The sequence below is a fragment of the Paraburkholderia sp. JHI2823 genome (assembly GCF_038900695.1).
GTDB classification, from domain to species: Bacteria; Pseudomonadota; Gammaproteobacteria; order Burkholderiales; family Burkholderiaceae; genus Paraburkholderia; species Paraburkholderia mimosarum.
Genome location: NZ_JAYMRY010000065.1, coordinates 1 through 20662, shown reverse-complemented (window position 1 = coordinate 20662; position 20662 = coordinate 1). Strand labels below are relative to the sequence as shown.

15 protein-coding genes and 9 pseudogenes are annotated in these 20662 nt (G+C 56.1%); 13 read left to right on the top strand and 11 right to left on the bottom strand.

Going from position 1 to position 20662, the window contains the following annotated elements; all coding sequences use genetic code 11:
- Window positions 1–128 precede the first annotated feature (128 nt).
- Window positions 129–329: pseudogene (locus tag VSR34_RS35645) on the bottom strand (IS5/IS1182 family transposase); the annotation flags it as partial.
- A 714-nt stretch (window positions 330–1043) separates the two neighbouring features.
- On the opposite strand from VSR34_RS35645, the gene VSR34_RS35640 reads away from it, so the two are divergent.
- The 5 genes and pseudogenes from VSR34_RS35640 to VSR34_RS35620 form a co-directional block, all read left to right on the top strand.
- Window positions 1044–2549, top strand: coding sequence for a toluene monooxygenase (locus VSR34_RS35640; RefSeq protein ID WP_342964913.1), 1506 nt, complete (start codon window positions 1044–1046; stop codon window positions 2547–2549).
- A gap of 25 nt (window positions 2550–2574) precedes the next feature.
- On the top strand, window positions 2575–2835 hold the full coding sequence (locus VSR34_RS35635; RefSeq protein ID WP_342964912.1) for a toluene-4-monooxygenase system B family protein: 261 nt from the start codon (window positions 2575–2577) through the stop codon (window positions 2833–2835).
- Window positions 2836–2842: 7 nt separating this feature from the next.
- Window positions 2843–3178 carry a Rieske 2Fe-2S domain-containing protein gene (locus VSR34_RS35630; protein ID WP_342964911.1) on the top strand — a complete coding sequence of 112 codons (336 nt, stop codon included), beginning with the start codon at window positions 2843–2845 and terminating at the stop codon, window positions 3176–3178.
- Between the two features lie 19 nt (window positions 3179–3197).
- Window positions 3198–3512, top strand: coding sequence for an MmoB/DmpM family protein (locus tag VSR34_RS35625; RefSeq protein ID WP_028215368.1), 315 nt, complete (start codon window positions 3198–3200; stop codon window positions 3510–3512).
- Window positions 3513–3524: 12 nt separating this feature from the next.
- Window positions 3525–4340, top strand: a pseudogene (locus tag VSR34_RS35620) (aromatic/alkene monooxygenase hydroxylase subunit beta); the annotation flags it as partial.
- Between the two features lie 20 nt (window positions 4341–4360).
- Here VSR34_RS35620 and VSR34_RS35615 read toward each other — a convergent pair.
- Both VSR34_RS35615 and VSR34_RS35610 read right to left on the bottom strand, forming a co-directional pair.
- On the bottom strand, window positions 4361–5161 hold the full coding sequence (locus tag VSR34_RS35615) for an IS5 family transposase (protein ID WP_342964910.1): 801 nt from the start codon (window positions 5159–5161) through the stop codon (window positions 4361–4363).
- A gap of 558 nt (window positions 5162–5719) precedes the next feature.
- A complete protein-coding gene (locus VSR34_RS35610; protein ID WP_342964909.1) occupies window positions 5720–6862 on the bottom strand; it encodes a tyrosine-type recombinase/integrase in 1143 nt (380 codons plus the stop codon).
- Window positions 6863–7165: 303 nt separating this feature from the next.
- Here VSR34_RS35610 and VSR34_RS35605 point away from each other — a divergent pair, with 303 nt between their 5' ends.
- The 4 genes and pseudogenes from VSR34_RS35605 to VSR34_RS35590 form a co-directional block, all read left to right on the top strand.
- Window positions 7166–8044, top strand: a complete 879-nt coding sequence (locus tag VSR34_RS35605; protein ID WP_342964908.1) for a site-specific integrase — start codon at window positions 7166–7168, stop codon at window positions 8042–8044.
- Between the two features lie 8 nt (window positions 8045–8052).
- Window positions 8053–9258: an IS91 family transposase gene (locus tag VSR34_RS35600; RefSeq protein WP_342964907.1), complete on the top strand. Its 1206-nt coding sequence runs from the start codon at window positions 8053–8055 to the stop codon at window positions 9256–9258.
- 679 nt (window positions 9259–9937) lie between these two features.
- A pseudogene (locus VSR34_RS35595) lies at window positions 9938–10105 on the top strand (ATP-binding protein); the annotation flags it as partial.
- A gap of 83 nt (window positions 10106–10188) precedes the next feature.
- Window positions 10189–10342 (top strand): annotated as a pseudogene (locus VSR34_RS35590) (IS110 family transposase); the annotation flags it as partial.
- Window positions 10343–10730: 388 nt separating this feature from the next.
- Here VSR34_RS35590 and VSR34_RS35585 read toward each other — a convergent pair.
- Together VSR34_RS35585 and VSR34_RS35580 are read right to left on the bottom strand one after the other, a co-directional pair.
- A complete protein-coding gene (locus VSR34_RS35585) occupies window positions 10731–11354 on the bottom strand; it encodes a hypothetical protein (protein ID WP_342964906.1) in 624 nt (207 codons plus the stop codon).
- Between the two features lie 33 nt (window positions 11355–11387).
- Window positions 11388–11729, bottom strand: a complete 342-nt coding sequence (locus VSR34_RS35580) for a hypothetical protein (protein WP_342964905.1) — start codon at window positions 11727–11729, stop codon at window positions 11388–11390.
- Between the two features lie 201 nt (window positions 11730–11930).
- Between VSR34_RS35580 and VSR34_RS35575 the strand changes: the two genes are divergently transcribed.
- Window positions 11931–12137 (top strand): hypothetical protein, encoded by a 207-nt coding sequence (locus VSR34_RS35575; RefSeq protein ID WP_342964904.1) that lies wholly within the window; start codon window positions 11931–11933, stop codon window positions 12135–12137.
- A gap of 166 nt (window positions 12138–12303) precedes the next feature.
- On the opposite strand, the gene VSR34_RS35570 is transcribed toward VSR34_RS35575, so the two are convergent.
- The 4 genes and pseudogenes from VSR34_RS35570 to VSR34_RS35555 all read right to left on the bottom strand — a co-directional run bounded on the left by VSR34_RS35570 (window position 12304) and on the right by VSR34_RS35555 (window position 18624).
- On the bottom strand, window positions 12304–12678 hold the full coding sequence (locus tag VSR34_RS35570) for a DUF1842 domain-containing protein (protein ID WP_342964903.1): 375 nt from the start codon (window positions 12676–12678) through the stop codon (window positions 12304–12306).
- Between the two features lie 919 nt (window positions 12679–13597).
- A pseudogene (locus VSR34_RS35565) lies at window positions 13598–14228 on the bottom strand (IS6 family transposase).
- Between the two features lie 287 nt (window positions 14229–14515).
- Window positions 14516–15955 (bottom strand): radical SAM protein, encoded by a 1440-nt coding sequence (locus VSR34_RS35560; RefSeq protein ID WP_342964902.1) that lies wholly within the window; start codon window positions 15953–15955, stop codon window positions 14516–14518.
- Window positions 15955–18624: a glycosyltransferase gene (locus VSR34_RS35555; protein ID WP_342964901.1), complete on the bottom strand. Its 2670-nt coding sequence runs from the start codon at window positions 18622–18624 to the stop codon at window positions 15955–15957. The genes VSR34_RS35560 and VSR34_RS35555 overlap by 1 nt, the downstream gene beginning before the upstream one ends.
- A gap of 427 nt (window positions 18625–19051) precedes the next feature.
- Here VSR34_RS35555 and VSR34_RS35550 point away from each other — a divergent pair.
- Window positions 19052–19141 (top strand): annotated as a pseudogene (locus tag VSR34_RS35550) (IS6 family transposase); the annotation flags it as partial.
- A gap of 9 nt (window positions 19142–19150) precedes the next feature.
- On the opposite strand, the pseudogene VSR34_RS35545 reads toward VSR34_RS35550, so the two are convergent.
- Window positions 19151–19267: pseudogene (locus tag VSR34_RS35545) on the bottom strand (IS5/IS1182 family transposase); the annotation flags it as partial.
- Between the two features lie 511 nt (window positions 19268–19778).
- Here VSR34_RS35545 and VSR34_RS35540 point away from each other — a divergent pair.
- Window positions 19779–20276, top strand: coding sequence for a phasin family protein (locus VSR34_RS35540; protein ID WP_342964900.1), 498 nt, complete (start codon window positions 19779–19781; stop codon window positions 20274–20276).
- Between the two features lie 89 nt (window positions 20277–20365).
- A pseudogene (locus VSR34_RS35535) lies at window positions 20366–20517 on the top strand (transposase); the annotation flags it as partial.
- Window positions 20518–20537: 20 nt separating this feature from the next.
- On the opposite strand, the pseudogene VSR34_RS35530 reads toward VSR34_RS35535, so the two are convergent.
- Window positions 20538–20662: pseudogene (locus VSR34_RS35530) on the bottom strand (IS5/IS1182 family transposase); the annotation flags it as partial.

The following is a 20662-nucleotide window of genomic DNA, read 5'->3' as shown; positions in this document are numbered from 1 at the left end:
AAATGAGGCGCGGGTCAGCGGATTCCATCAGGGCCAACAGGCAGATGCCTCTACAACAGGCCGGATATAAAACCGCATCCTGATCATGTTTGACAGCATCGATGCCGGCCCTTGGCAAACGGGAGGCGACCATATAACTGCTGCATGAAGTGAATCTGCAACATCGTCGCAACGGGAAACGGCGGCCTTCCAGTCTTACCCTTCGGATAGTGCTGTTCGATCAACGCAATCAACCTCGACCATGGCACAACGCGCCTCATCTCATCGAGAAATTCCCGCTTGCGCGTGGGTTTCGTTGAAAGATCCAGGCCAAGACCGAGCTGTGTCATCGAGGAACTCCTTTAATTCGCGTTCTTCCAGGATAGGACAACCAGACTTCAACGCCAGGACTTTTGCAGACCGTCCCTAACAGTATTCGTCTTTTTGAAATTCCAGCGCTTGCACTCCACGCTGGCTCGACTGTTGCCCGCCGCCTACAAGGCTACACCGTCACCGAAAGAACACTTCTTGCCCGGAACCAGTTGACCGCGGCAGTTCGCTTTAACGTTGTCCGATTTTTTGATGGAGCAGTGCTACAGTGCGCGTTATCTATATGACAATCCGGACATTCCCGACTAGTGCCTTCAGGTCGCGGCTGACGCGCTATCTCATTGGAAATCAAGGATCGGGGACTCGGGTCTGTCGTTATGCCGGCAGACAGAACCATCCCGAGACGAGAAGGACCCACAACGCACTCTCAGTTAATGCCGAGTGGATTCGGCCTCGCGAAATACAACCTGTACCGCGGCCTTGTGTCACGCGGCAGCTTTCGCGCTTGCCCGCCTTGCTGTTTGTCGAATTCCTTGCGCGTGGAAACTAGCGCATTAGGATCGCCCCCCGCAACGAGCGCTCGTATATCTTCGATCTCCCTTTCCCGAGACTTCTTTTTCGTCAATGCAAAGAAGGTCGGCACATTGGCACTGATTTTGCTCTGATATAAGCCGCCCCGCGGATGCCATAGTGCTCCGGCAGACCAAATCGCGACTTACGAAGGAGACTTGACTATGGCGTTATTGGAACGCGTCGACTGGTACGACATCGCCCGCGCCACCAATTGGACCCCGTCCTACGTGTCGGATTCGGATCTCTTTCCCGACATCATGTCTGGTGCACAAGGTATACGAATAGTCCACTGGGAGAGCTACGACGAGCCGTACAAGACGTCGTATCCCGAGTACGTCCGTATCCAGCGCGAAAAAGACGCTGGTGTCTATTCAGTGAAGGCAGCCCTGAATTGCAGCCGCGGCTTCGAGGATACCGATCCGGGCTGGCTTTCCATCCTTAAAGCTCATTACGGCGCCATCGCACTCGGCGAGTATGCGGCAATGAGCGCCGAAGCACGCATGGTTCGCTTCGGCCGTGCACCAGGGATGCGCAACATGGCCACCTTCGGCATGCTCGACGAAAACCGTCATGGGCAGTTGCAGCTCTACTTCCCTCAAGACTACTGTGCAAAGGACAGGCAGTTTGACTGGGCGCACAAGGCCTATCACACGAACCAGTGGGGTGCAATTGCAGCCCGCAGCACATTTGACGACCTTTTTATGTCCCGCAGCGCGATCGAGATCGCGGTTATGCTCACTTTCGCGCTCGAAACCGGCTTCACCAATGTACAGTTCCTCGGCCTGGCAGCCGACGCAGTCGACGTCGGCGATTTCACTTTCGCAAGCCTCATCTCCAGCATTCAAACGGACGAATCGCGGCATGCGCAAATCGGCGGCCCGGCGCTGCACATTCTGATTGCAAACGGCCGTAAGACGGAGGCCCAGAAGCTCGTGGATGTCGCAATCGCACGGACATGGCGCCTGTTCTGTCTGCTCACGGGATCGTCGATGGACTACGCCACGCCGATCGAGCACCGCAAGCATTCGTTCAAGGAATTCGCGCGCGAGTGGATCGTCAATCAGTTTGAGCGGACACTCATCGATCTCGGCCTGGATTTGCCCTGGTACTGGGACCAGATGATCAATGAATTTGATTACCAGCACCACGCCTATCAACTAGGCATCTGGTTTTGGCGTCCCACGGTTTGGTGGGACCCCGCAGCTGGCGTGACGCCCGAATGCCGCGACTGGCTGGAAGAAAAATATCCCGGCTGGAACAACTCGTTCGGCAAGGTATGGGACGTCATTATCGAAAACCTGCTCCTCGGCCGCCGGGAACTTACGATGCCCGATACGCTACCTGTCCTCTGCAACATGAGCCAGTTGCCCATTTGCGCCATTCCAGGAGATGGCTGGAACGTGAAGGACTACCCTCTCGACCATAACGGCCGCACGTATCACTTCAATTCGGAAATTGACCGCTGGGTCTTCCAGCAGGACCCGGTTCGTTACCGCGATCACCTCACGCTCGTCGATCGCTTCCTCGCCGGTCATATCCAGCCACCCGATCTGTTGGGCGCGTTGAGCTACATGGGGCTCGCGCCGGGCGAAATGGGCGACGACGCGCACCAGTATGCCTGGGTCGAATCTTACCGAGGTACCAGTGACAACAAACAAGCCGCCTGAGGCCGCCACGCAAAAAAAGGACGACATGGCACTCTTCCATGTGATTTCGAATTTTCAATACGACTTCGTATTGCAGCTATTGCCGGTGGATACCGGCAATACGATGGATGAAGTTGCGGCCGCCGCCGCGTTCCATTCGGTGGGCCGGCGCGTCACCCCGCGGCCTGACAAGGTTGTGCGCGTGCGGCGCCAGGGCGCGGGGCAGTTCTACGCGCGCAAGGCAAAGCTCGGCGAGACGGATATAAAGCCGATGGAAACACTCGAATTCATCTTTTGCGACGAATGAGGTCGAAATGAAGTACCAGAAAGTCTGCACGCTCGACGACCTTTGGGCAGGCGAGATGATCGAAGCGGAGGTGGATGGCCACGTGATTGTGGTGGTGAACTCAGAAGGCGGCGAGCCGCGCGCCTTTCGGGGCGCTTGTCCGCATCAGGCGATTCCGCTCGTGGAAGGAAAGTTCGACGGCCGCGTGCTGATGTGCCGCGCGCATCAATGGACCTTTGACGTGAATACCGGCAAAGGGATCAATCCTGTCGGCTCCCGGCTTCGCGAATACCCCGCGAAGATCGAGGGTGAAGACGTTCTCGTTGCGGTGGGCAGCGTTGAAACCCTCTTTGCCCATTCCTGAACGTCACAGAGAACCGATCATGACCATCGAAACCACCGCCTTGGCTTACCGCAATAACCGCGTGGGTCCTGTGCTTCGTGCGGACAGCATTACGGCAGGCGTCATTGAAGCCGCGCACGAAGACAACCCCGGCAAGACGATCCGCGTGGACGACAAACTCGCGTATGTGCGCATCGACACGGACGGCGAACTGATCCTGCGCCGCTCCACGCTTGAGGAAACGCTTGGTCGACCGTTCATGATGTCCGAGCTGGAAGTCAGCCTCAGCTCGTTTTCAGGCCGCATCGAAACAACTGAAGGCTACGTGCGGTTTTACTACGAGAAAACGCTTTAACCGGAGACGAGCATGACCCAGCCCGAAGTCCTCAAGCCACTGAAAACGTGGAGCCATCTAGCCGCGCGGCGGCGCAAGCCAAGCGAGTATGAGATCGTCTCGACGAACTTGCACTATACCACCGACAACCCTGACGCCCCCTTCGAACTGGACCCAAACTTCGAAATGGCGCAATGGTTCAAGCGCAACCGGAACGCCTCGCCGCTGCGACATCCCGACTGGAACGCATTTCGTGATCCCGACGAGATCGTCTATCGGACTTATAACCTGCTGCAGGATGGTCAGGAAACTTACGTATATGGTCTCCTCGACCAGTTCTCCACGCGCGGTCACGACGCCCAACTCGCCCGGCCATGGGCAGCCTCGCTCGCACGCGTATATACCCCCGCGCGCTTCCTGTTTCATGCGCTGCAGATGGGCTCAGCTTATCTGGCCCAGATGGCCCCCGCTTCCACGATCTCCAACTGTGCCGCATTCCAGACCGCTGACTCTCTGCGCTGGCTCACGCACACCGCGTATCGCACCAAAGAACTGTCCCTGACTTTTTCGGACCTGGGCTTCAGTTGCGATGAGCGGCGCCGCTGGGAACAGGACCCGCCATGGCAGGGCTGGCGCAAACTCGTCGAACAAGCACTCACCGCGTGGGACTGGGCTGAATGCTTTGTCGCGCTAAACCTCGTCGTACGCCCGGCTGTGGAAGAGACCGTATTGCGCGGCCTCGGCGTCACGGCGCGCCAAAACGGCGATATCCTACTCGGCCTTATTACCGATGCGCAGCTCATTGACACCGAGCGGCATCGGCGTTGGGCCAGCGAGCTTGTTCGCATGGCCAGCGAACAGGAAGGCAATCACGCCGTGCTGCGTGCGTGGGTGCGCAAATGGGAGCCGCTTGCCATCGACGCCATAACAGCATGGTGCGCCGCCCTGCCGGACGCACGCGAAGCTAGCGCACGCGCGAAGGTAGCCACGCGCGAATTCCGGCGTTCGATCCGACTGTGAGTCAATAGGCCTTGAATCGAAGCATTCTGAACGAAGCGTCCGTCGCCGCCGATGGTATCGATTGCCACATCAGCAGGAATCTGGTCGAGCAAATCGGGCAGAACTTCGCCATCGCCTTCGTCTTGATGGGTCATCAGCGCGGCGCAGATCTGGCCGGTGTTCGCATCCATCGCCAGGTGCACCTTGCGCCACGTGCGACGTTTGGACCAGCCATGCTTGCGTACCTTCCACTCACCTTCGCCGTAGACCTTCAGTCCGGTGCTGTCGATCACCAGGTGCAAGGGCGCATTGGGGCGCTGCGTTGGCAATACGACCTTCAGCGTCTGTGCGCGACGGCTCAAGGTCGTGTAGTTTGGCACCGGCAAGCCCGGGTAGGCGAGTTTGCGCAAACTGAGCGCGAAGCCCTGCACAGCGCGCAGCGGCAGATGAAAGACCTGCTTGAGGCCGAGCAGAATCTGGATCGCCGCGTCACTGTAGATGCGCGGTCGGCCGCGCCTGCTCACGCCAGCCTCGGACAGCTGCGTCAGTACGCTTTCATCAATCCACATGGTCACATCGCCTCTCGCAACCAAGCCCGCGTTGTATTCACGCCAGTTCTTGACGCGGTACGTTCCTGTGGGCTCGCTTGCCTTGCGTTCGTCCTTGCGCATATTCCCGGTGAAAAAATCGAGAATCTACGCAGTTCGAAGTGAAGTTAACATCCTGGTCTACCCGAGCGTTGCGCGTAAACGTCACCGCGAAGCGGCCTGATTTCTGCAACAACGCCTGCGGCATGCAATAACCGGCGAACCTCATCGTCAGAGTAAAGATATGGGTGGGCCCGCTTCGGCTGAAACGGCAGCAAGCCTGAGGCCGGAACCTGCGTGCGTCGGTCGGCCGCGCTACGATATCGCGCGAAGTCCCGCACAACACTGAGTCGTCGTGCCCAGGTCGCAGGTTGAACATCGACCGATTGTTGAGCCCAGGCAAGAGCCAACGCCTGAGTAATGTAGGAAGCATTGTGCCGCTCCATGAAGGCGGCGAAGTCGAGCAACGCTCGGCCTGGTTCCTTCAACTTGAATCCCAGGCTGCGCCTGAGGGCTAAATAGTCGTGGACGGCCTGCCGAAGCGTGTTCAATGCGCACCTCCCGGCCACGGTACAGCCAGCGCCCGGAGTGCCTTGATGTCGACCTTCGTATAGATCATGGTCGTCTGTGGATTACGATGCCCTAAGATTCCCCAATCTCGTTCAGCGATGCGCCATGGCGCAGCATGTCAGCAGCCAGACCGTGGCGAAACTGGTGCGCCCCCGTAGTCGGGGCGTCGATGCCGGCGCGCAGGAGCGCGTGCCGAACAACGGAACAAACACCACATGCTCCGCGAAAGCCGGTGATAGGTGCCTTCGAGCGCAAGAATACCCGGCGGCAGGCACTATGCGGTCGGCCATGCCGCAAATATGCAGCGATCGCTTTGCCGACGTCGGCGTGCAAGGGTAACTCGCTGCGCTGACCGCATTTACCTCGCACGGTCAAACGTGCCGAGCTCCAGTCGATATCCGCAAGTTCAAGCGACACCACTTCCCCAGAGCGTAGCCCCAACCGTGCGAGCAGCAGCAGGATCGCGTAGTCGCGAAGGCCCATTCCGGTCCGGCGATCGATACTAGACAGCAGTTGCCGTATCTGATCTGGAGCAATCGCCCGAGGGATTGAAGGCATCGACCAGTTGGCAACGACCGGAACGACATCGGCAAGATCCCGCACCATGTCGCCGCGATAGCGAGCGTAGCGTAGGAAAGATCGCAAAGCCGTGGTGAGGAGCTTTGCACGCCTGAAATTCAGACGTTGGGCCTTACGCTGTACAATTCCGATGACATCGCTCGCACGCAGACGTGACAGATTGGCCCGCCCGTCGCCGAAGCGGTCTTGCAGGAAATCTGTGGCGAACGTCGAGTAATACGCAATCGTTGATTCGGCCAGACCACGCACTTCGCGCAAGTACTGTCTATATGCCTGAGCATAGAGTTCAGCCGCCGTGCTGCGGCGCGTGGCTGGGCGTTGAGCAGGAACGACGCCACTGTCACGCAGAAAATCGAGGAGATGCTGAAGTGCAGCGCTGTCCCCTCGGCAAGCCTGCACACGCCGAGCCCGATATCGCAAATACTGCGACGCGTGTTCAGAGCATACGCGATGCAATTCCACGCCTGTTTGTGCGAGCCATCGGCTAAAGCCGGCGACAATGCGCAGCTGATGCCGGAGTGACTGCACGCTGTACCCTTGCGACTCCAACGAGTGCGCGAATAAAACAATATAGGATGCAATCGGACCTTCTGGAAGGCGCGAAAGACCAACCCGGTCACAAACGACGTATCTCATGATCGACTCCTTCCCGGACGACGGGGGCTGTGGAAGGAATCAAGACTATCTCTACTTGGCTTCGCGTAACTGCCACAAAATAGGGACAACTCTTAGTTACAAGACATAGTCAGGGACGGCACATAGTGCCTCCTGTACTAAACCGCTGACGCGGTAGTGGGAGGTGGGTACAGGTCTATGACTGACGTTTCATGAAGTGGGTCGTCTGGCGCTGAACCCCAGCGAGGCGGTGACCGGTATCGCCAGGAGCAGTATGTGAACGCCCGGTTGGGCATTCCACCCACTGCTTCCAGGAGGCTCGCCATGACGCCACTGCGCCAACGCATGCTGCACGACATGCAGATCCGTAACCTTGCAGATAATACACAGAAGTCCTATCTGATTCAGGTATCCAGTTTCGCCCGCCACTTTCGCCGTTCGCCCGAACTACTGGGTCCCGAGGAGATCCGGGCCTGGCTCATCTACCTCCGCGAAGAGCGCAAGCTGGCACCCGCCAGTCTCAGCCCGGCGATTGGCGCACTGCGCTTCCTCTACCGCGTGACGCTCAAACGTGACTGGAGTGACGAGGATTTCCCATTGCCGAGGAAGCCGGTCCGACTGCCCGTCGTCCTCAGCCTGGAGGAGATCACCACTTTCTTTGACTCGATCCCCAGCCTGAAGCATCGGACCATCCTGATGGTCGCCTACGCAGCCGGCCTGCGCGTGTCGGAAGTCGTCCACCTGAAGGTCACGGACATCGACAGCAAGCGCATGGTCATCCGTGTGAACCATGGGAAGAACTGTAAGGATCGCTACGTAATGCTGTCGACGAGGCTGCTCGAGATCCTGAGACTGTACTGGCAGGACGCTCATCCACGGGATTGGCTGTTCCCGGGCGATATACCTGGACACCCCATCACGCGAGGCGCCGTCTCGCGAATCTGCGCTCTCGCACGCCAACGATGTGGCATCCAGAAGCCGATAACACCGCATTCCTTGAGGCATGCGTTCGCAACGCATCTGCTGGAAGCCGGCACCGATGTGCGCAGGATCCAGCTGCTCATGGGCCACAGGTCCCTTGCCACCACTTCGCGCTACCTGAGAATCGCGACGAGCACCGTGTGTGCGACCGCGAGTCCCTTCGATCTGCTGCCGCGCCCTGCACCGATTCCATCGCCGCCGCCTGCGCCCGAGTACTTCTGAAGCCGGCGATGCGTCCGGCGCTCCAGGTGGCGGACATCTTTCGCTGCTGTGGTCCGCAGTACCGGCAGACGCATGCCGACGGTCTCAGTCGTGTCCAGCGGCGCGTGATGAGTGCGATCGAGCTGTGTCGTACTGCCGCGCTCGGCGGACATGTCGAGCAGTGCGACGCGTGCGGCCATCATCGCATCGCCTACGACTCCTGTCGCAATCGGCACTGTCCGAAGTGCCAGTCGCTCGCACGTGCACAATGGCTAGAACGCCGGCACGCGGAACTGCTTCCACAGGTGGAGTACTTCCATGTCGTCTTCACACTTCCCGAACCCATCGCAGCTCTCGCGTACCAGAACAAACGCGTGCTCTATGACATGCTGTTTCGCGCCAGCGCCGAGACGCTGCGCACCATCGCCGCCGATCCGAAGCACCTGGGCGCCGAGATCGGCTTCATCACGATCCTGCACACGTGGGGGCAGAATCTGCTGCACCATCCGCACGTGCATTGCGTTGTGCCGGGCGGCGGCATCGCCCCGGATGGCGAGCACTGGATCGCCTGCCGTCCCGGCTTCTTCCTGCCGGTGCGGGTCCTGTCACGGCTCTTCCGACGGCTCTTTACACAGCAGCTGCGCCGCGCATTCGACGCCGGCACGTTGCGCTTCCATGGCCAGCTCGAGCCGCTGCGTGATGCCCGGGCGTTCGCGGCCTGGCTTGCACCCGCGGCACGGGCGGACTGGGTGGTCTACGCCAAGCCACCCTTTGGCGGTGCCGAACACATGCTCGATTACCTGGGCCGCTACACCCACCGCGTCGCCATCTCCAACAACCGGCTGCTCGCCTTCGACGGGCACACCGTGCAGTTCCGCTGGAAGGACTACCGGCACGAGTCCAGACAAAGAACCATGACGCTCACAGTCGACGAGTTCATCCGTCGCTTCCTGCTGCATGTGCTGCCTGACGGCTTCAAGCGCATTCGCAGCTACGGGTGGCTCGCCAACTGCCACCGTGCCGACAAGCTCGCCACCTGCAGGCAGCTGCTCGGTGTCGAGGCTCCCGCCGCTGCCGCAGCCGAGCCCGGGGAAGACTACCGTGACCGCTACGAGCGACTCACCGGCAAGTCACTGCGCGACTGCCCCGTATGTGGCAAGGGACACATGCTCCGCATCGAAGACATGCCCGGCACCCTTCCACGAGCCCCGCCAGGCCCCACCCATGCGCGCTAGTTGCCACCGCACCTGTTTCCGTACACGTTCGCCTTTCCTGACGAGGCCAACGCGGCTGCACTCGTGCCTTCGACCCACTGGCGCACCAGCGTACTCCAGAATGGCGGGTGATTTGCCGGTTCACGCGCACATTCCCGCTTCCTTTACAGGTGATGCTTCCCACTCTCGCCAGAAGTCCCGGTCTGATCGCCCCTGCAAGACATCACAAATTACCGCGGCGGTCATTCAATGCCCATAGCGGCCACCGCCTGTGGAGCGGTTCAGCACAAACATTTTTTTGATTACCGGTCGCGGATCAGGTCCGACGACATGGTGATGCGCTGGTTGCCGCGACCGCCAACCAAAAAAATCTCTGCACTATGTCTCTGGAGATATAGCCGCCATACCTCAGCGCTTACGGTCCTGCAGGCGACAAAAGACCTGCGAAAAGTCTCCCTATGGCTCGGTCATGCGAGCATGCAGACGACTGAAATGTACACGCGGATCGATCAGACCGTGAAACTGGAGGCACTCGAATCTGTCGTGGCGCCGAAGCTACGCTCGGGGCGGTTCAAGGCGACAGACAGGTTAATTGCGTCGCTGAACACGGCGCATATTACGCATAGACGGAAGACCGTTGGACGCTGACGGTAGCGGGGTTCGTGACAGCGGACTCCGCATAAGATTGTTCAGCGCATTACAGTTGCCGATCGAGCACTGGCACCGCTGGATTGGCGACGAGACCATCGCCGATGCGATGCTGGATCGTCTCATGCAACGTCATCACCGCATCACGCTGACCAGCGAGTCGCTCAGAAAAGCATCCCCAAAACCCAACGTCCTTGTGCCCGGACTCGACCAGAACTGACAAGGAAATCTACAATCGACACCGCGCAACGCCCAACCCCGCCGAATCGGTCACTTTCCCGAAATCGGTGGCCACGTTCGCAAAAAAACCTCCGCCGCCTGTCGGTTCAGCCCGCTCGGGCGTTCATGCAGTGGCTTGGGCCGCAGAGTGGCCCGCTCGCCGATTGGGTCTGCGATACTGGCGCGACGGCGCTCCAACGCCATAACGTGTGCCCTCGCGAACAAGCTGGCCCGGAGCTTTTGAACGCTGCAGCCCGAAAGTCTGTCTTCGATGCGGGAGCGGCTGCTATGCCTGGGCGGATTGAACCGGCCGATCCCGCTCACTGCTTTGCCGAAGTCAAGCCATCGGGCTTTGCGATCGCTGAAATCTCAAAGCCGAGGACTTCTTTGGGACCGTCAGACCCAAATCTCATCTTGGCGCGGGAGCCGGCCCGCAAAGGCGCCGGATAGATTTACGCAAGGCAACCACGCTATCAAAAATCGAGATTGCAAAATCGGAGGTGACCATAGACTTCCCATTGAGACGACTTCTCCCGTAGAAAGCGGCGTTCGTTTACGGCATCTCGCTCAAACTGTAGATTGCCAATTACGATGGCCGCTCGGCCAAGGTAATTGTCGTTCTCTACTCAAACGGCGGGGCGGTCAGCGAGCACGTCTGACCACGGGCGCGGCACCGTGTCAGGCTGCGTGGGATGAAAGCGGAAATCGCAGCTCACGCGCGTCGTTGCTGTGCCATTGCACCGGCTACCGTGCGCCAGCATGCCGCCATCCCAAATGAGCGCTTGACCGTAGCATAGATTGACGGGCTGATAGTCGCCGCTTCCATAATCGGTTTCGATATGCAAGGTGCAACCGTCATAGACGTCGGTGAAAGGCAGAAAGCAATTGATTTGTTCGGTGCGGTGCGTAATGTCGATATCGCGATGAAAGGCGCTCACGCTGCCCGTGCCAGCGAGATGGACACGCATTTTTGGATGCGCCGAGTAGCGAATTCTTTCCCTATAGGGCGGCGCGAGCATTTGGGCAATCCATGCGTGGTAGATCCGATAGAACGGCGCCTCATCCTCGATGCGCTGCATCAAGCTTCGCTGCACCAAGTTGTCGTGGTACCTCAGCGTACGGCCCGTTCTGTCGCGGACAACCTCGTGGAGTCGGTCGAGGTGCGTCACACGAAACACGTCGCGCGACAGAATCGCCGCAAACGGGTAACGTCGAGTGTCGTAATCGATAACTATGAAACGTCGGTGCATGTGCGCTCCCAATGTACCGCGCGCCACACGGGTTCATACCAGCGAAGTCAGTAGCTGCGCAACGATGTGATTCGCGAGATGCGCCTTTTCCCACTTGTGCCAGAGAAGCAAGCCGCCTTTGCCGAGATTCGCGGGCGTGAGTGCCGCCAGATTCGCCGCGGCTGGAGGGGCGATCTCAGGACGGTGATAGACGGCATCGGCATCGCCTGACTCGGGCTGGCGCGCGCCGTAACATCGCAGCCGTGCCAACTCCTCCTTCGAGCGGCAGTTGCCATAGCGCTCCATCGAATCTATCACCGGATCGCACAGAAAGCGCACCTCGCCTTCGAAGAAGTCCCGCGTACCGCCTCTCCAGCGCAAAACGCCATCGTTCAATCCAAAGTACTCAAAGGCTCTCCGGCGATACACAGTTCATCGCGCGCGACCGTCATGAGGGTGGGCACTCGGGCGAAGCGTCCGTTTGAACGTAGGACAAAGTTGCCGTAGAAATTCTTGGGAATCGCCACAGCGCGCCGAGCCATTGCTCGCGTGTCAGGATGGTGGTGCCGAAACATTGGCACTATTTTAGTGATATAGATGATTTCCATAGACGATGAAACCCCGAAAGCGCAATTCGGAACGTTGGCCACTGAGAATGTGACTCGCGGCTTCGCCAAAGCTCGTGAACTGGCTCCTGATCGCGCGATTGGCGAACGCCTCTATGCGGCGTTCGCTCGTATGCCGAAAAAGAAGCGCGTTAGCAAGGACATTAAGCTATTTCTCACGGTGCCTATGTCAGCATGAACCACCGTCCGAATGCTAACCTGATCTCTTTCGGCCTGCAAATGTAGACGTTCAGTAGACCGCTCGTAGCTATCTGCCGGGATAGGCGCGAGCACCCATGAAAGTGTCGATCTCACCGGATCATGTGACTTGGGAAATCGACATCATATATGCGCTTCTTGCAGCGCTATGGCGCCGACTTCACGGGGACGTTGATAACGCCATGCATGCCCCACTTGAAATCGCCGTGCCCATTCCACTTGTCATCGACCAACATTAGTGCGGTGAACGTCTCCAAGATCGTTCCGATGGCCGGCGGCGGAAGCGTGTACTGATACGTGCCCCTTAGCGAAACAACGTTCACAGGATCGCTGCCGAGTTGGTAAAGGGTGCCGGTCGCCTTGACCTCGACGTCCAACGGTGGATTCGTCGTCTGAGTAACCTCGACGACGCCCGAGACGTTTCCCGAGGGCGGATTGACGAGCAGAGAAAAGTGGATGATCGGCGCGCCAGGAACGCCCTGATGACCGGCAATTCCGTCCACTCTATAGAGCTGGTCCATGATAGATCTCCTTTCACCAAGTTAGCTATGGAAACGAAGCAGCGCGATCTGGCAGATGTGGCTCGTCGCGCTCACAGTGCGTGCTTGCAAGATCTGTGCTTAAGCAGATCGCTGACCGTAGTCTTGTCCGGTTGTTTTGGTCGTGTGCCTGCGCAACTCCCCAGCCTTCCGTTCTACAGCAGCACCATGCCGAATGCTGAGAACACGCCTCACTGGTTGAGGTGACTGTGCTCTCTTCGACGAAACCTTTGGTCGGCGAAAGCTTGAGCGCGTGGTGGTGCTGTGGACCAAGTGATGAGGCCCATGGCCATTCGGTGGGCATCCGTATGGAAGCGTCCAACTAGCTGGCCAGCGAACGACATTGTCAGAGGTTGGACAATGTCGGGAATGAAACAACGTCGGTGAAGGGTGACGGTGTTATCCGGCAAGGGTTTTTATTTGGCACGGTAACTGCTCGCATCGCAATCACGCTACAGATATACAAGGATGAACCTATGGTTAGACTCACCGATTGCGCGCTCTCCGCCTGTGGTCACACTTCGCGCTTAGCGTTCGCGGCAAAAGTGAATGTACGCCGCCTGGCACAGAACAAACGATGACGGCTGCGCCATTTCGCAACAATACGCGGACCGCCTCAGGCGGGCTGAAGCCTGTGATCGGCTCGGCTTTTACGCTTATCATCTGGCAGAGCACCATTTTACGCCCCATGGGAGGCGGCCGTCGCCGGATCTGTTCTTGTCGAGCTCCGCACAGCGCACAAGGGAATTTCGTCTTGGCCCGTTGGTCACTGCTTAGCCTCCATCACCCGCTACGTGCATTCGAGGAGATATGCATGCTTGACCACTTGAGCGGCGGTAGTGTCGAGGGTTCTGGTGCAAATAGGTAGACGGGTTGAGAAAGCTCATATAGGTAGGATAGCTTATTGATCGAACAGAACCGCATTCCATACGGCGGGCGCAGCGGCCTCCTTGAGGCCGAGCTTCGCGAGATCGAACTGCCCCTTGCGAATACAATGCGTCAACTCGATTCCTGAAATCGTGGTCGCTGCGCTCCCGAATCGTTTGAACCCAAGCATCACGTTCGTTCTGGACTTGATGTGGCGATGGTCTTGCTCGATCACGTTGTTCAGATATTTTGAGGACCGGACCTTCGTGTCTTCAGGCAGCAGACCATCGGCCTTCATTTCGCGCACCGCGCGGTGCGAGGCGGCATAGCCATCGAGCGTGATGGTCTCCGGCGGCTGGCCCTGACGCTGCCCGGTACAGGTAGACCCACCTGCCGCGAATCTTCAGGTAAGTCTCATCGACACGCCACGAGCGACCCGCAGGTGTAGCAAAGCGGTTCCAGCGTTTGACGAACTCGGGTGTATAACGCCTCACCCAGCGCAGAATCGTCGTGTGAGCCAGCGACAATCCCCGTTCGGCCATCATCTCTACCAGATCGCGAACGCTGAGCTTGTAGCGCAGGTACCAGCGAACGCACAGGATGATGATCTCCCGATCAAAATGGCGTCCGCCGAACAACTTCTCCGGACTCTTCAGCTTGCTCATCGTGGCTCCTCGGTTCGTCTTCTTCCGACAACTCTAACCCATTCGCCGGCCCTATTTGCACCAGAGCCCTCCTGCGCACGCTGCATGACCGCGATATCACCCTCGCGATCGGCCACATATAAGGGATGCGAAATTCGCGGGCAACCTCACTCGCGTCATTTGTCGTCGCCCCAAATTGCAAGAGTAAACGCGCATTCGCTTCAGTTAACAACCCCGAATTCCTGCGTCAGATCAAACTTCAAGCCTTATCTGACGGGGCTTCGCGGAGATGTGTGTAACGAGGTGCCTTAAAGTTGGGGGAGCACGAACTGGGTGTTAATCACGGCTTCGACCAGCGTAACTCCATTGGGAGTAAGGGTTACCAAATTCCCATCGATTATCACCAGCGCTTTATCAACCAGCGTTTTGAGGGTGCGGCGAATAATCGGGTTGTCGAAGAAGCTTTTTCCATCGAAACGCTGTCTGAAGACGCTGTCATTCACTGGAACAAGTGTGGAGAGAGCCATTTTAAAAGCGTTCACCTCGCGCTGATATGCTGAGATTCCTCGGATTTCCCCAATGGGCAGACAGTTTTCATCCAGAGCCTCTTTGTATTTTCTGTAGCCGGTCAAATTGATGGCCTCAGAACGGCTACATTTCGAGCTGCCCCCGAGACCAATCGCCACTTCCGGGTACTGCTTTTCGAGGTCGGACACGAGCCCTTTCCATTTCTCCGGATGCTGATGGTTCCGGTGAAAATATGTAGTCGGATGTTCTAGGTAGACGGACGAGAGGTGCTTCTCGATTAGTTCGCGCATTTGGTATTGCTCACCCAGCCCCGGAAATTTCATGTTAGGACCGCAAACGAAGCCTTTTTTCTGCCACAGACTTTCTCGCTCCCCGGAAACACCGGTACGCTTCTTCAGAAGCGTTTCCATGTGTAGCTTGGTGCAGACAACGTGAGAAATGTCCAGTTGGAGGATTTTCTCGATGTCGTATTTCACATCGTCCACGCTCTGGCCGAGCATGCCGTAGATAAGGTCGACGCTGACCCAGTCGAAGCCGATTTCGCGCGCGTTAAAAATTGCATCTAAGCACTGTCCGGCGGAATGCATACGTCCGCACGCTGAGATAATACGGTCGTCGAAGGATTGCGCACCGAAACTGATCTTTGTAAAGCCCAACTCTTTTAAGAGTCTGAGGTATTGTTTTGTTAGGGTACCCGGCTCGCCTTCAAAGCGCATGGTAGCAACAGAAAAGTTAAAATGGTGTTGATAAAAATCCATGAGGCGCCGCAGCTCAAGCTCAGGAAGCAACGATGGCGTTCCGCCGAAGATGTTGAATTCGCCGACTTCAGAATCCGCGAGACAGGGAACGTTCTCAAGCCACATAGTGGCCTCTTTGATGTTGTAATCCACCAAATCCCGGAACACCATCTGTGAAGAAATGGAGTGTGGATCCAGAATAATCGTCGGGTACTGACAGAAATGGCAGCGGTAGCGGCAGGTTGGGATATATGCCCAAAGATGAATCTGCTTTGCCTGTTTGATATCACGCCTCATGTCATCAAGGAAAGCGGCGAGTGGATAATCACGGATATCGCCAGGGAAAACGTGGCAAGCGAACGGATCTTTAAAGACGTACTTCAGAAATGCGATGTTCTCCGGGCGGGAGAGAAAATCATGTACTCGCGGCACAGGATAATTGGTGTCGATAGCGTTTAGTGAATCCAGAATTTCTTCATTCATCAAAATACTCCGCCATTAGCGAAGTAGTTATGCGCTTCGCCGGACTCACGATCTTCACAGAAATAGTAGACAAAGCGCTCGAAATCTTCGAGATTGACCACATCAAAACACTCAGGCAACGGCGGCGGAAAACCGATATCGTCACCAACGGCGCGGCGCATGGCACTGAAAATCTCGTCACGGAACTCGAAATAGAGTCGATAGGCTGGGGTTTTGTAGGCGTGGATCTGTCTCAAGTCGATAATTCTTGAATCGTGCATAATTTCGTGTATACGCTGATACAGACGGTCAGCCACCGGCGCGGTAAAAAAATGACGCACGGTGTTGTCGGCCAGCAAAATCTGCGGGTTGAGCAGCACCGGCAACACGATGTTTTTGGGAACGTAGTCTTTAATGGAGTAGTGCCAAGCCTGCTGCGACTGTGCGGGAGTAGTGTCGCACAGCGGTGACCGTTGCTTTTCCTCCTTCGGACGTACATCTTTCATGATGATTGTGCCGTCCCGCCCATAGGCAGTACCGCTGATCACTTCGTCTAGAAGTGTATCCACGCGACGACTGTTAATTTCCACTCGGGAATCGCGGGCGTAAACCGGCTTGCCGCCCTCGGCTATTACCCGGATCCCAAAGTCCCAGTCGTCGGAGAGGTGTTCTACAAAGCGGCTATCCTTCAGCTGGTAGAAAATTTCGATACCTCCCACTTTGTCGTAGAGAGTCCGCTCAACGGCAAAGCCCTTGCCGTCCGGAAAACCGCCGAAGAGCGAAAACGACACCTCACGGCAGCGCAGGGTTTTTTGGATCTCCCGGAAAAGGTTGGGGCGTTCGCGGAATGCTTCTTCGTTGTAGTAGTAATTGCAGGTGCCAATATCCCCATTTTCCTCCACCATCTCTTTAATCAGCGCATGCAGCCAGTATGGGTCTACGGAGCAGTCCGCATCGGCGGAAACAATATAGTGTTTCTTCCCAACCCCGAGGCGGCTGTCCCGTGCTTTTGAACGCACTGATGCGTAATCCATGCCACGTTTTCTTGCTGATGAAACGCCCTGAATGGGTTCCTGAATAGCATGGATATCCAGAGATGGATTTTTAGCTTTGAAAGTGTTGATTTTTTCAACGGAGTCGTCCGTAGAATTATTATCGACGAAAATCAACTCATAACTATCGTGAGTAATCAGGCCGCCATGCGTTTTTTGGTTGAATAGCGAGAGCAACACCTCGCGGATACGACCGCTTTCGTTGTAAAGTGGCACTACAACTGATACAACAACTGTATCGCGCATTTCAGCTTCGCGGCAAGTCAAGTCTAGGATGCGATTTGCATTATCGGAAAGAAATCGCTTACCAATAGAAAAGTTCCTCCTAGCAATGTCATTCATTAACTGCCTATTATTTATTAGCAGATACACTTCTTTAACAAATTCCTCATCAGGCAAGAAATCATACTCTGCGGATATCTTTAGAACCGGCGCCTCAAAACCATACTGGCCATAAACCTCCCAATAATATTCGTAGCTGGTAGTGATGTAGCAGCGCCTGTTGCTAATCGCTTCTCCAATAGGATTCCCATAGCTGTCGTAGTCCCACGAAGTAAGAAAAGAGACCAAATCACAGGAGTAGTACAAGTCCTCAATAGCAATCGCATCTCCCACTGAAAGCATGGATCTGTGTCGAAGCGGTCCGATAAATTTTATAAGTGGCTCAACGTTTAGCTCCTTGGCTAATCTGTTCAGCTCTTTATGGTAAAAATGGTCTTCATCAGGATCGCCTGCCACAAACAAAAGCACTTTCCGGTCGATATTGTTCTGACTGAAAAGTTGATTTAGTCGGTGAACCAGATAAATATCCCGGTCCAAACGTTTTTGCGGAATAATGCGAGTTGTGCGGGCGATCAAAATGTCGCTATCCCGGACAAAGAAGTTCTCCCTGAGGCTAGTGCACCCACCATGTCCGATGAAATCATAGGTATTTTTTTTAACCGTGACTTTCACTGCGTGATCACACCACGCTTCCAGCTTATTTTTAAGGTGGCTATTTAACGTAATGTATTTTATATACGTGGATTTAACGGGCTTAATGGCGTGAGGATAAGGCTCCGCGCCGTATTTCAGGACATTTTTTTCACTATTCCACATTAGATCGTGGTCGCGCCAGATGACGAAATTCCCGAGGCCGTGACGTTCCCCGTAATCTTCAATCGCCGTATAAAGCGCCCTCGTATAGATGATATTTTCAGGAAGCGTCCCATTCTCAACAATGACATAACTGATATTTAATTTCTCCCACAACTGAACGATTCGATGCGCTAATCGCATGGAAGATTCGCTGATTGCAAGCAGGAGTTCTTCCTGCTCCCTGAAGGGAACGGGCGGAACTCGACCCATCAGGACATTGTGCGAGTGGACCAGGAAATCGACGCTGTAGTAGGGAATAGAGTCAATGTCGTCAATCCGGATCAGATCAAATATATCTCTGTAAATTTCCTTTTCATGATCGTAAGGTTTCCCGAAATTTCCTTTGTCTACTTTTATATCGTAGCCGAGATCGAGATAAGAATTAATATGATTTTTTGCGAGAATTTTTGCCATTTTTGACGCTTCAACTGTGATGCCTGACACGGCGACCGCGTCAAATGATATAAAAATCGCCGCGGTATGCATATCTTTGGAACACATTTCGAATCACCTAGGAGAATTTCCGAATATGAATCGTAATTGCCACCAGAAGACCATCCACTTTGGGCACAAAATCGCCGTGGCTGCGAGGCCGATTTGCGATCGTGCTTCATCGCGCGCTGGGCTTTGAACGATGGTGCGTGAAAGCTCGGGAAAGCCTTCGGTACCTCCTGCCTTTGTGCAATCGCATTCCCGATGGCTTTGAGCCCATCGGACCAGAACAAAGTTGTGATCCGTGGCTGTAGCGCAGCGACAAATCAGTCCCAATGTAGTTCTCACGAGACGCATATGGCGTGCCAGCCTGAGCTGCGGAAAGGCCTCTACGCACCATGTCGAGACTGCATGTGAATGCTGTAGAGGGCTCTGGTTCAAATAGGGCCGGCGAATGGGTTAGAGTTGTCGGAAGAAGACGAACCGAGGAGCCACGATGAGCAAGCTGAAGAGTCCGGAGAAGTTGTTCGGCGGACGCCATTTTGATCGGGAGATCATCATCCTGTGCGTTCGCTGGTACCTGCGTCAGTACGCCTTCAACAATCCACATGGTTACATCGCCTCTTGCGATCAAGCCCGCGTTGTCATCCCGCCAGTTCCTGACGCGGTACACCCCTTTGGGCCCACTTGCCTTGCGTTCGTCCTTGCGCATCTTCCCGGCGAAAAAAAAGCAAGAATCTACGCAGTTCGAAACAGAGTTAACGTCCTGGTCAACCCGATCGTTGCGCGTAAACGTCAATCCGCCGCGAAGCTCCGCGATTAGTGCAACAACGCCGCTTGCATGCACCGGATACCGCCAGGGTTCTTCGAAGAGGCACAGTCACGTCAACCGATGAGGCGTGTACTCAAGATGGCCCTGCGAACGACATTGTCAGCGGTTGGACAATGTCGGGAATGAAACAACCTTTTGCGAGGTGATGGAGTTATCCGGCAAGGTTTTTTTATTTGGCACGATATCTGCGTGCAATCACGCTACACATACGAATTTATGTAGCCACCCATCGGTCATTGCGTGGTGGTTTCAAGTAACCAGTATTAGTCATCCGCCGATAGGCAATGTATGACTGTTGCAGAAAGCGCGTTTTGGCCCACTACGCGATCCCCGTGGTACGACTCGGAGGCATGGCGCCCCGCTCCGGGATCGCCAATTTAGGAGTTTCAAGATGATGAATCGGGAACAAACTTCAGCGTTTCAGAAGGTAATGCTTGATTGTGTTTTGGACCTTAACAACAATGCGCTCGAATCAGTCGCGAAACTGACGAGCTTTAACGTGCAACTCACCCGTGCAACGCTCATTAACACAATCAAAGTTGCCCAGAAAGCGGTGTTGGCAAAAGATCCTCGCAGCCCACTTGCATGGCATGACAGTATCGCAATCCCAACCGTTGAAGGGGTTCAAATCTACAGCCACGGCGTGGCTGATGTTCTGTTGGGCGTTGAGGCAGAGGTGATACGGGTTACGAAGGTACTGAATGAGTCTTGGTGCGGTCAATTGCAGACGATGGCCGAGAACTTAGCTAAGAACGCGCCACTTGGAAAGGAGGCCGCCATGAACTCCCTAAATGCCTCAATCTGGGCGACAAACATGCTGTTCGGAGGCCTGCGGGATGTTGGCCAGCGAGTGCTTAGGGCCGCACGAAGCAACTTCGAAACGGGTTAGTCATCCAAAAATGGAGAAACATCCAGCAACCCAGGCTAAGAGTCGCTAATACAAGTTACACGTGACGCCTTTGGCAGCCTTCGAGCCGGGGTAGAACTGCGCCACGCCACACCAGCGCCCAGTTTGTTGCGTTCCTCACCGAAGTGGTATCGGCTCAGCCGCGTGGAAAGGAGATTCACGTGATCTGCGACAACGTGAGCAGCCACAAGACCGAGGCCGTTCAAACATTTTGGCTGACCATCCGAAGTTCTCGATACATTAGCCGGTTGCCTGCTTCCATTCGCGCCTGCTGCTGCGCTCGATCGCATCGATAGCAGCATTGCGCCAAGCGGCACCGGGCGTGCTGACAGGCCACGGCTTCGCTCCCTCACGCGGCGGAATCGATG